A 13,043-nucleotide genomic window follows, 5' to 3' on the forward strand; every position below is an offset into this window, starting at 1 on the left:
TTGTAGAAGCATACTAAACTTTGCGTGAACGCTATCGGAAACCATGAGGCTGTGATGTTTATTGAGGGACGCCGTTACGATACCGGAGAGCCGGTCCGCATTTCGATTGATCAGGGGCGGATTGCCACCATCGAACCCGCGCGCCCAACCGGCCCCATTGAAGAGTGGCCGTATGTCGCACCGGGGATGTTTGATTTACAGATCAACGGCCATGGGGGCATCTGGTATTCGCAACCGGGACTGACTGCCGAAGATATCATCGGCACGCTGATACCGCATTTCGCGCACGGTGTTACGCGGATATTTCCGACGTTGATCACCAACTCATTCGAGAATCTAGCTTCCGGGTTCACAGCAATTCGCCAAGCTTGTGAACAAGAAGCGTGGGTTGCGGAAATGGCCCCCGGTTGCCATTTGGAGGGTCCGTACATTTCGCGCGAAGATGGACCGCGCGGGGCGCATGGTTTGGAGTATGTCCGCGACGCCGATTGGGATGAGTTTTCTCGCCTGCAAGAGATCTCCGGCAACCGCATTAAACTCTTAACCTTGGCACCCGAAGTACCCGGCGCGATTGAGTTGATTCGCCGTGCGGTCAAATCGGGTGTGACTGTCTCCATTGGGCATACGGCGGCCACACCGGAGGACATTCGCGCCGCTGCCGATGCCGGCGCTACGCTGAGCACGCATTTGGGCAATGGTGCCCACGGCATGCTGCGGCGGCATCCTAATTATATCTGGGAGCAACTGGCCGAAGACCGCCTGCATACCAGTATCATCTGCGACGGACATCACCTGCCCGCCAGTGTGGTGAAGACGATTCTCCGCGTGAAGTCGCCCCAGCGGACGATTCTGACCTGCGATGCGGCCGGCTTAGCGGGATGCCCGCCGGGTGAGTATCGTAATGCGGGCGTTGACGTCGAAGTTTTGGCCGATGGCCGGATTGTGATTGCCGGACAGGATCAACTGCTCGCCGGTTCCACTCTTTGTACCGATGCCTGTGTTGCCAACGCTATGCGTCTGGGCGGCGTATCTTTGAAAGAGGCGATCGATATGGCGGGACGAGTCCCCGCGCGGTTGGTGGGGCTGGAAACGATCGAACTTCTGCCCGGTTCTCGAGCAGACTTGATCACGTTCCACGTTTCGCCTGAGTCAAATTGCCTGGACATCCGTGCAACATTGTTTGGTGGTGAATACCGGCATGGCGGCTGATGCCAGCCGGTGGAGCGAGGAAAACTCATTTCGGCACAGTCCTTGCTGGTTTTCCCTACCGTGCGCAAGGATACACTTGAACATCGTTCGGGAGATGATATCATCAAATTAGGGAAATTTCGTAGCCTCGTGCTGCCTCTTCCCGTACCATGGAAAAGTGCACGCAGCCCGAAATCCGACTGAGAGGCCAGTACTCAGGAGAAACAGGCTGAATACTTTTGGGAGAATTGTCGCAGCGTGAATCGACCATCAGCTTAAGGAATCGTGGGAGGGGCAACCGAAGACCGCTATGTTTCGCGTGAAATCCTTGTGGTGCCCTCATTCGTCGCCCCCGTGGACAGACAACAGCCTGAACTCGTAACAATCTCATGCGTTTAACCTCCGTCGATAACCTAGGCCATCAATTGGTTCGCTTGGAGTTCGTCACTCAGTCCGAACTCGCGGCCTGCATGGCTCAATTGCGCGGCAACGGCAGCACGCCGGAGGATCTGTTAAGGCTGTTGGAACGCAAACAGCACGTGACGTCTTACCAAGTGGGCAAGATTTTGCGGGGCGAAATCGATTTTCTCGTGCAAGGGCGGTACACACTGATGTACCGCAATGGGGCGGGAAGTTTCGCACGCGTGTTTCGTGCCAAAGCCCGTGACACGGGCGAGATGGTCGGCATCAAATTGCTCAGGCAGCGATACGTACAAGACCCCGGAAGCGTCGCCGAATTTCATCGCGAAGCGCAATTGGGCAAGACGATGAAGCATCCCAACATCGTGCCGATTTACGATGTGGGGCGAAACGGCGACCACCATTATTTCTCGATGGAGTTCATCGAGGGGGGAAACCTCCGCGAGTTGATGCGGATTCGCAAAAAGCTTTCAGTCGCCGACGCCACGCGTTCGACGCTCGACATGGCCAGTGGTTTGGAATACGCCCTGGGCCGCGGCTTCACACACCGCGACCTGAAAATGACCAACGTCCTGCTGAGCAGTAAAGGGGTCGCCAAGTTAGTCGACTTCGGATTGGCGGGCGGGGATTTGCATTTGCACCACGAACCGGGCGAGAGTTCAGCGCGGGCCTTGGAGTATGCTACGCTAGAAAAATCAACGGGTGTTCCGCCCAACGATCCCCGTAGCGACCTATTTTTTCTGGGTGCGATTTATTACGAATTGCTCACCGGCGTTCCCGCCTTTGGCCGCGCACGCGAGCGGTCCGACCGGGCTCAAGTCAGCCGCTATCGCGACGTCCGTCCGATTACTGCCATCGATTCGACATTACCCGGCGCGGTGGTTGATATTGTCAACAAAATGTTGCAGTACAATCCCAAGGCACGCTACCAAACTCCCACGGCATTGATCAGCGATTTACGCAGTGCACAGCGCGAATTGGGAGACAGCAGTAGTCCAGACGTACCGTCGCAGCCATCCAACAAGCAGCGTAAGCGGCGGCGTGACAGCGAAATGCGGACGGTGATGTGCATCGAGGATCGCTCGAAACAGCAAAATGACTTGCGAAGCTATTTCTCGAAACATGGTTTTCGCGTGCTGATGCTCAACGATCTGCAGCGCGGGTTAAATCGCTTGTCGACGGCGCCTCCCGACTGCATGGTGATCATGGCCGAATCGGTCGGCAGCGGTGCCCTAGAGGGCTTCCAAGAAGCGGCTCGGTTGCGAAACGGTTCCCCGATGGTCACTGTTTTGGTGCTACCGGAAAACCAAGCCGATCAAAAAGCGGAAATCGACATCACGCCAACCGAACAGGTCCTGGTGCAGCCGGTCACCCTCCGCGAACTGCGCACCTGCATCAAAACCGGTTTAGACGCCGCCAGCAGCAACGGCAAATCCGGCCCGGAACGTAACTGAGCGGTCCGGCGTTACGGCGGCCATTAAATGCGCCAGAATTCGCTGGTTAGCGGTTTCAGACTTGTTGACGCCAAGTATCGAGTGCAACCTCTGAAACTGCTCTAACGATAGCTGCTGTGTCGCATGCGTACAGGTCTGCGCAATTGAACACGCCGATTTCCAACAGCCGATACGCACCTTGGTCTGTTCTGCAAATATCAGCCACCCAGACACGCTCCGGTTGATACGCGGATGAGGCGATGATTTCCGCTAACTCCAAGGCTTTCGGGTCAATCGTCGCTTTGGGAGCAAACTTTTCAGAGTCAATATATTCTGAACCGGTAACGATGGTCTGATCCGCAATGATGAACCGCCACTCAGCGACGATCGATTTTGGCGAACTGACGACAACCAGGGCATTGGCAGGGACATCATAAAAGCCCATCAACTCCATGTCGGCATCAAACGTAGTTGTCGAAGTAATTTGGCCAGTGAACAGCTTTAACGGGGAATCAGGACGAACGAAAATCTTATCGTCGCGTCCCAGTGTGCCGAATAAGAATTCACGGCACCGCCGGAGTTCACCGAATGGCAGCATGATGTAGTCATTATTGAGGAGGTGTTCCCCAAAATGGCAATAATAGGAGGAGCATGCAAAGTTTTCGAAGGTTGCGAAAACACCTGGCTTCCAAAGTCGTTCGCGTGAAATTCGTGACACGATTTCAATGTCACCGTGGACGACGGCGCACGCATCTTGAGGAAAAATCTCACGATACGAACAGCCTTCGTCATCCCAGTTGTAGCCGGCCTTCGGATCGTGAATCAGTTTTACTTCGTGGCCTTGCGCGCGAATGTCGGCAATCAATTGGTCTCGATAATGATCAAAGAGCCCCGCATCGATAACCCAGCCGACGTTCATTTGTCGTTTTGACTCCGGAGGAACGCATACACCTACAAACCGGCGCACTGGAGAAGAGGGCCCGCCGATTCAGCAGCGAGCCCCATCTCTGTGATGTCACCAACAAGCGCTGGTTGCTAATGCAGATCCATGTCGCACGACAAACCGCCGCTGGCGCCGATGTAGGTTTCCAGCACGTAGTCCATCACCATGCGGTCGGCGTTGAATCGCCAGCCTAAGGTTCGCACGGCGCGTTTCATGCGCTTGATCCACTCTTGCGGCAAATCGTCGACGTCGCGGCGGTAATATAGCGGCACGACCTCTTCGGTCAGTACCTTCATCAGGCTGTCGGCATCGCGTTGATCCTGAATCTCCTGATTCACGTGCGTGCGACCTGTGCCGATGGCGAAGCCGTTGCTGCCATCGTAGGCCTCCGCCCACCAACCGTCCAAGATCGAGCAGTTCAACCCGCCATTGAGCACCACCTTTTGGCCGCTGGTTCCCGAGGCTTCCAACGGACGCCGCGGATTGTTCAGCCAAACATCGACCCCTTGCACCAAGTGCCGGCCGAGGTTGATGTCGTAGTTTTCCAGCAGCACCACCCGCCCGCGGAAACGTTCATCTTGGGACAACTGGTGAATCCGCTGCACGATGGCTTTACCGTTGTCATCAGCTGGGTGAGCCTTGCCGGCAAAGATGAATTGAATGGGCCGCTCTTCGTCGCCGATCAGATCGGCCAACAAATCCAAGTCCCGCATAAACAAATCGGATCGTTTATACGGTGCGAACCGCCGCGCAAATCCGATCGTGAGGATCTGTGGATCCAACGAGGCCCGCATTTTTTCGATTTGCTCCGGCGACTCTTTGCGACGCTCCGCTTGGGCCACCAGTTTGCGCCGTGAATAATCGATCAAACGGGTTTTCAGCAATTGGTGGGTTTCCCACAATTCGCCCGGCGAAACTGATTCAAAATCGGCCCAGACCTCTGGTTGGCCGGAGTTCAAATACCAATGATCCGGCAACACGCGGTCGTAAAGTAATCGCATTTGTCCCGCCAGCCATGTCGGCACATGCACGCCATTGGTGATGTGTCCGATCGGAATTTCTTCTTCGCTCCGCCAAGGCCACAAATTCGCCCACATGCGCCGGCTGACGACGCCGTGCAAGCTGGAGACGGCGTTGGCTTGTCGGCTGAGTTTGAACGCCAAGACGGTCATGCAAAATGACTCGTGCATATTTTGTGGTTCGACGCGTCCTAGACCCAATAGTGCATCGTGGCTGAGTCCCAATTCGTCACGCAATGGGCCGAGGTGTTCTTCGACCAAGTCTGCATCGAAGCGATCATGGCCGGCAGGAACCGGGGTATGCGTGGTGAAGACGCACATGGCAGCGGTCTCCCGCAGCGCCTCGTCAAAACCAAGTTCGTCTTCGGTGATCCGTCGACGAATGACTTCCAAGCCCGCGAACGCCGAGTGCCCTTCGTTCATGTGGAACATGCCCGGTTGAATGCCGATCGCTTCCAAAGCGCGCACACCGCCGATGCCCAACATAATTTCCTGACGAATCCGCGTGCGTTGGTCGCCGCCATACAAACGGGCGGTCAATTGACGATCCTCGTCTTTGTTTTGTTCGATGTCGGCGTCGAGCAAAAACAGTTTGACGCGGCCGACATCCACCCGCCACACGCGAGCATGAATGTCTCCGCCGCGAGTGGCGACGGAAATCACTACCGGTTTTCCTTCAGGATCCAATGCCGGCCGGACCGGCAGATCGTCAACGTTGAGTTCGGTATACGATTCCTGTTGCCAGCCGTTATCGTCGATGTATTGGTTGAAATAACCTTCATCGTAGAACAGCCCCACGCCGACCAACGGCACACCCAAGTCCGAGGCGCTTTTCAGGTGATCGCCTGAAAGCACACCCAGTCCGCCGGAATAAATCGGCAGCGATTCATGCAGGCCGAACTCGGCCGAGAAATAAGCGGCCGGCCGTTGTCCCAACACGCCGGCGTGCCGCGCACCCCAGGCATCGGTCGATTCCATATACCGCACCCAGCGCCGGTACGCCCAGTTGATTCTGGTGTTCAGGCCCATTTCCATGGCGCGGCGTTCCAGCTTTTCGGGCGGAAACTCCTGCAACAAGATGACGGGATTGTGTGCCAGTTTTGACCAACGGAGCGGGTCGATGCTGCGAAAAATTTCGCCCACTTCGGGTTGCCAAGACCACCACAAATTGCTGGTCAGTTCGGTCAATTTTTCGTGGAGGGTTTTTTGTTTAGCCATGAATTTCGCCGTCTCGTCTTCGTTTTATGATGCCGACACGCATCGAAGTGCGCGCCGCGCGGAACGACCAATGTACGGAATATAGCCGCGTGGATGTGGTTTAATGAATCACGCCGCGACAAGCAATACGAACCGATCAGACTCAGGGGCAGTCCCCAACATCTCTCGCGGTCGCGCGTCTTTCCAAAGTGGCGGAATCGCCTGCAGATCGAAAATCCACATCCGCCGCAGAGTATAGCGAATGGAAGCGTCTGCTCGAAGCCTAGACCAATCGCAGCCCGTCAAACACAGCAATTGCCGTCGCGCAGATTGGCCAGCTTGCCGGGTTTGACTTAGACTTGGGACTTGTTGCCGAAAATGTGCGACAACCAGTGCGACTCAGCGGTCGATCTCGCCCATGACGACGTCCAACGATCCCACGATCGATGGGATGTCGGCCAGCAAGCAGCCGCGGCAGAGGTCGGCGGTCACCGACAGATTGCAGAAGCATGAGCTTTTGGCCCGTGCGCGAAGCGGTGCCGCTTTTCCGTCGCCGACGAGATGAAATCCCATCTGGCCGCGGGGGCATTCCGTTTCCAAGTAGCATTCGGCCGAGGGGAGTTTGGTGTTCAACTTGAACGGCACGCGGTACTCGCCGGCAGCTGTGGGGTATTTTGCCATCGCTTGGCGAACCAGGCCGATCGATTGCACAACTTCCATCATCCGCACATAAAAACGGCACCAGTTGTCACCCAGGACCGCTTCGGGCGGCGCTTTTGCAAAGGGAGCAACCGGGATCTCGTACTCGTAACCTTCATACATGCGGGTGTAGATGCTTTCGCCGTCGCGACGCAGGTCGTGATCAACACCACTGCCCCGCAGCACCGGTCCGGTACAGCCGTAGCTAATGGCGTCTTCACGCGACAGTTCGCCGATGGCAGCGGTCCGCTTGATGAAGATGGAGTTTTCAGTCAGCAGCGTGTGGTACTCGAGAATCCGCGGCTCCAGCCAATCCAGGAACATTTCGGTTGCCTCCATCCAGGAGACATGTTCGTGCGGATCACGACCGGTCAAGGAAGCGAGTCCGGGCGGAATGTTGATCGATGCCGGCAGGTCATGCGTGGCGCCGCCGACGGTGATGTAGCTGTAGGTCAGCCGCGCACCGCAGACTTCTTCGAACAGATCGAGGATGATTTCGCGTTCGCGAAACGCGTAGAGGAACGGGCTGAAGCTGCCCAGGTCCAGCCCATAGGCACCCATGCCGACCAAGTGGCTGGCGATGCGTCCCAATTCGGCAATCATCACCCGCAGGGTCATTGCCTTTTCCGGGACTTCCATGCCGATGAGTTTTTCGGTGGCCAGCGCGAATCCCAGATTCATATTCATACCGGCCAGATAGTCCATCCGGTCGGTGTAGGGAATCCATTGTGGGGGAGACAGGTTCTCGCCAATTTTTTCCGCGCAACGATGCAGGTAGCCGATGTGCGGCGTGACTTCGTGCACGACTTCGCCGTCGGTCCGCAATAACAATCGCAACACGCCGTGGGTACTGGGGTGTTGCGGCCCCATATTGACCAACATCTCGTCGGTACGGACGTCGAACTCAATGACCCGGGGATCTTCTACTTGAATGCTCATCGCGGTCTCGCGGTGCTGTGTTGTCGTTTGAATTTAGTCCGTGCCGCCGGCAGTTGCTCACGGAGTTCGTATGTCATCTTGGCAAGAGCGAGGCTCCCGCTAAGCCGCTGGCGAGGATTAGTTGCGAACGCCGTGGTACTCGAGCGGAAAGTCGTAATCTTTGCGTAACGCATGACCGACCCAATCTTCCGGGCAGAGAATTCGCCGCAAATTTGGGTGTCCAGCGAAGTGGATGCCCATCAGGTCGTAGGCTTCTCGTTCGTGCCAATCGGCGATGCCCCACACGCCAGTTACCGAGGGTACTTCCGGCAATTGTCCTTGCTGGTCGTTTTGCCAACGGGGGAGTTTGACTTTGACCGTCAAAAAATGCTTGTGCGTGTAGCTGTATAAATGGTAGACGACTTCCAAGTGCGGCTCGTGTTCGAACTTGGCCGCCTTCTTTTCGTCCGGTTCAAAGTAGTCGACGGCGCTCAGATTGTTCAGCCCATCGAATCGCAAGTCGCTTGCGTCTCGCAGATAGGTGGTGACTTCCACAATCGCGTCCGAGGCGACTTCAATCCAGGGGTCGAGAGCGTCGGCGTCGACGGCGATGATTTTGTCGCCAAATTTCTCAACAAGTTGCTTATGAATTTCTGTGGCATTCATCGTGGCGGGTTGCCTGATCAAGAAGGGAATTCGCAAAGACAATCGAGAGACGCGGGGCTACGCGACAGGTGCGGGTTCACGTTGCTCGATGGGGAGTGGCGCGGGAACCGGCGGGCCGTCCTGCTTGGCCTTTTCTTGAATTTCTTGTGCCACGGCCCGGACCCAATCCAAGTCACCCCGTTTCCAGACGTAGGCAAAACCGACAAGCAGCACGGAGAAGAAGACGAGAATGTCTCCGACGCCCAACAAGCCGATGTCCATGGCGGTTTGCCGGGAAATTTCATGCGTCGCGGCGGTTGCGGGTTGATCGAGCAGCTTGGCGCTCAGTTCGGCGCGGTGATCGAGTTGTGCATCGGCCAGCTGCATGGAGCCGCCGAAGATCATCGCCCAGGGAAAGAAGAAGGCGACTTCGACGTCGAAGATAATAAACAGCAATGCGACCACGTAAAATCTTAGGTCAAACTGAATATAGCTGGTGCCGATGGTCGGTTCGCCGCACTCGTAGACGGAGATTTTTTCATCCGTCGGCTTATTGGGACGAACCAAAAGGCCGATCAGCAACGGAGCTAAAAGAAAAATCACGCCGACCAGCGAGAACATCAAAAAGTGTCCGACCAAATCCGTCATTGTCTTGCGATTGCCTTATTACGTATCCAGGGAGTCGGTGCACCGTTACCGAGTCGTTATTTTACTGAGTCGTTATTTCTTACCGCTTGCTAAATTCGAGCGGATGTTTCATTCGCTCGCGTCGTGCGTATCCAGCGGCTTCTCGCTTGTCAGCGAGTCTTCTAGAAGTGAGTGACGTCCGGAGAATCCGGCGTCCACTTCGTGCCAGTACGCGAGTTCTTCCTCACCCAGATGCCAGCACAGGTAAACCACCCGGCCGTCCATCATGTGTGGAAAATCGACGAGACCACGCTCGAAGTCTTTGAATTCAACGCCAAGTTCCTGCAGTTCGTCGACGTACTCCTGCAACTTTTCTTCATCGCGGCGCAGTTCTTGTTCGATCTGCTCAACTTCCTCACGATAAGGATTGTCGGCGTCGCTCTCTTGTGACCGTTTGACCTGCGAGTGATGCAGATGCTTCAACCGATCTTGACGTTCTCGAACGTCCTTCGCCTGACGCACGATGTCGCCGACGATCGCGCGAACTAACGGTAGGGTTTTGCGGGCCTCTTCCACCGTGAAGAGCTTCCCATCGAATGTTGTGGAATCCATGGTGAGGCCAATTGTATGAAATAGGCTGCTGTGACGGACATGCAGGTCGTCCTACGAAAAGCATGCTCGTTCTTGGCAGCGGTTTTAGTGATGAGCTTCAAAACCTGAAAGCCATCGTTGTTTCTGTGTCGCGATTCCGTCGTGTGGGTTTTGAAAGGAAAGTGATAACGCGTATCTCGCAAATGACTATGATTCCGCCGGTTCAAACGGACTTGGTTCGCCTTTGACCCAGACTGGTTCGGAGAGCACTTTGGATTCCGCGACAGCCGTAGGATTGAGCGTAGTTTGTCCCCATGCGACTTCCAATGGCAACTTGGAATAATCCACCACGCAACCGTCGCGGCCGTAACTGCTCAAGTCGTGGTTCGACCCCATGAAGATACAATCGACCGGACAAGGTTCGACACACAATGCACAAAACATGCATTTGGTGTAGTCAATCGTATAACCTTCGATCCGAAAACCTTTGCCGACAGGGCTTTTAACTTTATCGATATAAATGCAATCCACCGGACAGGCAGCGGCGCATTTGTCGCAGCCGATGCAGGTTGTCAGGTCGAAGCGGTGAAATCCGCGATACCGCGCTTTGACGGGAACCGGGACTTCGGGGTATTCGTAAACTTGCGTAAAGGCTCGACGGCCGTAGGTTTTACGCATCGTGCGCATCGTGACCCACATCCCGCTGACTACGGTTGAAACCGCCACCCAGATATTCCGAAACCATTCACGCATCACAAACTCCGATTTACCATCACTTCCCCGCCCGTTTGGCTTGTGGGGAAGTTGCCAACTGTCCAATCTGATAACCAACTCGCTGCTAACGACTCACAACTCAGGTGAAAGTCGTTCACCTTGAATTATATGACGTGAAGGTCCCGCTGCAAGTCACATGCGCCGCTTCTCATTTCCGGGAATACCCGTGCCCGTTGCTGAACGGCTTGGCTGGCGGCACTGTTCGCCCTATTTGTGGCTTGGTGCTCGCGCTCGGCATAAAATTCTAGAATTCCCGCCAAATGACTCAATTTTTGGACGTCAAATCGCATTGGTCATGGCGACCAGTTTCGCCAAAACCAATTCCGCAGCGCGAGAGTCGATCGCCTCTGCTGCTGTTGTGGCGGCTTCCAGGGGATCCTCGGTTTTGCCGACAGCCAGCAATGCCGCGGCGGCGTTGGCAATGACCACATCTCGATGCGGTCCAGGTTCTGCGGCAAAAATCGCCTGAATCACCTGGGCGCTCTCCTCAGCGGATTCCACACGCAGGTCGTCCGCTGAACATTCGTCTACGCCAAACGACGCGGCTGTCCATTCGTGCTGCGATATCTCTTCGCCACGCACTTCCCAGGCCAGGGTAGTACCCCACAGGCTGACTTCGTCCAATTCGTTATTGCCACAAACCACCAGTGCCCGCGAGCGTTTTAGTTGGGCAACGGCTGCTGCCAGGATCTCAGCGGTCGCGTTGCGACTGGCCCCCAGCAGTTGAAATTCAGCGCGAGCCGGATTGGTTAGCGGTCCTAGCAGATTGAAAATCGTAGGAAACCCCAAGGTCCGGCGGATTGGCGCCGCATGTTTCATGGCTCCGTGCATCAACGGGGCGAAGCAAAACCCGATGCCGATTTCATCCAGGCATTGTGTGACGGTCGCCACGGGAACGTCGACTTTTACGCCCAAAGCTTCTAAGACGTCTGCCGAACCGCTCGAACTGGACACACTGCGATTGCCGTGCTTGGCGACCGGGATGCCCAGTGCCGCAGCGACGATCGCCGTGGCGGTGCTGATATTAAAGGTGTGTAGCTTGTCGCCCCCGGTCCCGCATGTGTCCAGCAAACCCGTTTTATCGCTGGTCACCGATACGGCACGTTCCTGCATCGCCTGAGCCGCGCCGACGATTTCACCTACGGCTTCGCCCTTCATCCGTAAGGCCGTCAGTAGCGAGGCGATCTCAGCGGCCGTCCATTGGCCGTCCATAATGCCGCCCACACAGTCCCGCATTTCTTGGGCGGAAAGGTCCAGGCGCTGCAAAAGTTTTACGATTGCGTCGGTGAAATTGCTCATGGAAGATGGCTCATCGAAAAATCCAAACCCCTAACAAATCGATCGGCCATCGCGCGAACTTGCGCCATTGATGGGCGGCATTTGATTCCTCAACACACCATAACAAAAAACGCATCCCAGGCCGAGTTGCCAATGCGGTGATTCTGGGTTGCGCAGAGCGCGCATTCGCAATTGACCTAATTCCGGGAGAGTCATAGAATGCGCAACGTTCTGCCACAAAAAGTGTTACGAGCGATCGCAACTCAGGAGTTTTCTCTTGCCTCGAAAGCTGATCATTGACGTCGACCCAGGAATTGGCGATGCCGTAGCCGTCATTGCGGCTCTGTGCGACCCCGAACTTGATGTCGTCGCCCTCACCGCGACTGCGGGTTGCGTCCCGGCCGACGTTGCCACTCGCAATCTGCAAACCATTGTCGAACAAATCGACCCCGACAAACGGCCCCGTATGGGAGCCGCTGCCGAAAGCGGGGCCAAACCGACCGCCGACAAGGCACAAGCGATTAGTGAGATCGCCAAGCTGCATGGCCCGTCCGGCTTGGGTGACCGCCAAATCGAAGTCGCCGACCTGCATCATCGGCATGATTCGGCCAAATTGATGACCGACCTCGTGCGGGCCAGTCCCAATGAGTGCACACTGCTGACCCTGGGCCCGCTGACTAATGTTGAAGTTGCCTGCGAACGTTGCCCCGACTTTTTGAATTTGTTGGGTGACCTCGTCTGTCTGGGCGGATCGGTGGCCGTCGGCGGCGATGCGAATGCCGCGGCTGAGTTCAACATGTTCTACGACCCCACCGCTGCGCGCAACGTTCTCAATAGCCCCGCCACCAAAACCATTGTGCCGTTGGACGTCAGTAACCAAGTTGTGATGACGTTCGAGGAATTCAACCGGTTGGGTCTGGAACCGGAGTCTGCGCAGCAAGCGTTTTTACACGAAACGCTCGCCTACTATTTGCGGTCCCACCATGAGCACTTAGGCTTGGAGGGAATTCAACTCCGCGAATTGGCCGCACTGGCATTCATCACGCATCCCCGGTTTTTCGAGACACAGCGGATGGTGATCGACGTCGAGACGCGCGGCGAATTGACCCGCGGCATGACGGTCTTCGACCGCCGCGCGACCGAGCAATGGCAGACCAACATCGACGTCGTGATAGATGTTGATGTCCGCGGCGTGTTGGATTACTTGACCGACATGTTGAAATGTGTGTGACGGCCAGCCGCCGACGCTCCCCTCTCAAAGTCTAGCGAGACCGTTGCTATGCAGCCTCGGTTGGGATAGTTTGCAGTGGC

General features: G+C 56.0%; 11 protein-coding genes. 3 read left to right on the plus strand and 8 right to left on the minus strand.

Annotated elements, in window-relative coordinates; translation table 11 throughout:
* The first annotated feature begins 24 nt into the window (after positions 1–24).
* Together Mal52_RS01380 and Mal52_RS01385 are read left to right on the plus strand one after the other, a co-directional pair.
* A complete protein-coding gene (locus Mal52_RS01380) occupies positions 25–1,209 on the plus strand; it encodes an N-acetylglucosamine-6-phosphate deacetylase (protein WP_231962496.1) in 1,185 nt (394 codons plus the stop codon).
* 368 nt (positions 1,210–1,577) lie between these two features.
* Complete coding sequence (locus tag Mal52_RS01385; RefSeq protein WP_145373822.1) at positions 1,578–3,062, plus strand: serine/threonine-protein kinase; 1,485 nt, start codon at positions 1,578–1,580, stop codon at positions 3,060–3,062.
* A 55-nt stretch (positions 3,063–3,117) separates the two neighbouring features.
* Here the strand turns inward: Mal52_RS01385 and Mal52_RS01390 are convergent, their stop codons facing one another.
* From Mal52_RS01390 to trpD, 8 genes are all read right to left on the minus strand, one after another.
* Complete coding sequence (locus tag Mal52_RS01390) at positions 3,118–3,960, minus strand: ATP-grasp domain-containing protein (RefSeq protein WP_145373823.1); 843 nt, start codon at positions 3,958–3,960, stop codon at positions 3,118–3,120.
* A 116-nt stretch (positions 3,961–4,076) separates the two neighbouring features.
* Positions 4,077–6,221, minus strand: a complete 2,145-nt coding sequence (glgP, locus tag Mal52_RS01395; RefSeq protein ID WP_145373824.1) for an alpha-glucan family phosphorylase — start codon at positions 6,219–6,221, stop codon at positions 4,077–4,079.
* 378 nt (positions 6,222–6,599) lie between these two features.
* Positions 6,600–7,838, minus strand: a complete 1,239-nt coding sequence (locus Mal52_RS01400; RefSeq protein WP_145373825.1) for an NADH-quinone oxidoreductase subunit D — start codon at positions 7,836–7,838, stop codon at positions 6,600–6,602.
* A gap of 117 nt (positions 7,839–7,955) precedes the next feature.
* Entirely contained in the window at positions 7,956–8,483 is a 528-nt protein-coding gene (locus Mal52_RS01405; RefSeq protein WP_145373826.1) for an NADH-quinone oxidoreductase subunit C, read from the minus strand.
* A gap of 57 nt (positions 8,484–8,540) precedes the next feature.
* A complete protein-coding gene (locus tag Mal52_RS01410) occupies positions 8,541–9,110 on the minus strand; it encodes an NADH-quinone oxidoreductase subunit A (RefSeq protein ID WP_145373827.1) in 570 nt (189 codons plus the stop codon).
* Positions 9,111–9,218: 108 nt separating this feature from the next.
* Positions 9,219–9,701, minus strand: a complete 483-nt coding sequence (locus tag Mal52_RS01415; protein ID WP_145373828.1) for a DUF2203 domain-containing protein — start codon at positions 9,699–9,701, stop codon at positions 9,219–9,221.
* Between the two features lie 186 nt (positions 9,702–9,887).
* Entirely contained in the window at positions 9,888–10,433 is a 546-nt protein-coding gene (locus Mal52_RS01420) for a NuoI/complex I 23 kDa subunit family protein (protein ID WP_145373829.1), read from the minus strand.
* Positions 10,434–10,733: 300 nt separating this feature from the next.
* Entirely contained in the window at positions 10,734–11,753 is a 1,020-nt protein-coding gene (trpD, locus tag Mal52_RS01425) for an anthranilate phosphoribosyltransferase (protein WP_145373830.1), read from the minus strand.
* Positions 11,754–12,009: 256 nt separating this feature from the next.
* Here trpD and Mal52_RS01430 point away from each other — a divergent pair, with 256 nt between their 5' ends.
* Positions 12,010–12,963 carry a nucleoside hydrolase gene (locus tag Mal52_RS01430; protein WP_197533632.1) on the plus strand — a complete coding sequence of 318 codons (954 nt, stop codon included), beginning with the start codon at positions 12,010–12,012 and terminating at the stop codon, positions 12,961–12,963.
* Positions 12,964–13,043 lie beyond the last annotated feature (80 nt).

The organism is Symmachiella dynata, assembly GCF_007747995.1.
Taxonomy (GTDB): Bacteria; Planctomycetota; Planctomycetia; order Planctomycetales; family Planctomycetaceae; genus Symmachiella; species Symmachiella dynata.

Bases quoted from the DNA above. Each gene is read 5' to 3' on its own strand.
- Mal52_RS01415 (WP_145373828.1), bottom strand. From the start codon at position 9,701: ATGGATTCCACAACATTCGATGGGAAGCTCTTCACGGTGGAAGAGGCC.
- Mal52_RS01390 (WP_145373823.1), bottom strand. From the start codon at position 3,960: ATGAACGTCGGCTGGGTTATCGATGCGGGGCTCTTTGATCATTATCGA.
- Mal52_RS01405 (WP_145373826.1), bottom strand. From the start codon at position 8,483: ATGAATGCCACAGAAATTCATAAGCAACTTGTTGAGAAATTTGGCGAC.
- Mal52_RS01400 (WP_145373825.1), bottom strand. From the start codon at position 7,838: ATGAGCATTCAAGTAGAAGATCCCCGGGTCATTGAGTTCGACGTCCGT.
- Mal52_RS01420 (WP_145373829.1), bottom strand. From the start codon at position 10,433: ATGCGTGAATGGTTTCGGAATATCTGGGTGGCGGTTTCAACCGTAGTC.
- Mal52_RS01410 (WP_145373827.1), bottom strand. From the start codon at position 9,110: ATGACGGATTTGGTCGGACACTTTTTGATGTTCTCGCTGGTCGGCGTG.
- Mal52_RS01385 (WP_145373822.1), top strand. From the start codon at position 1,578: ATGCGTTTAACCTCCGTCGATAACCTAGGCCATCAATTGGTTCGCTTG.
- glgP (WP_145373824.1), bottom strand. From the start codon at position 6,221: ATGGCTAAACAAAAAACCCTCCACGAAAAATTGACCGAACTGACCAGC.
- trpD (WP_145373830.1), bottom strand. From the start codon at position 11,753: ATGAGCAATTTCACCGACGCAATCGTAAAACTTTTGCAGCGCCTGGAC.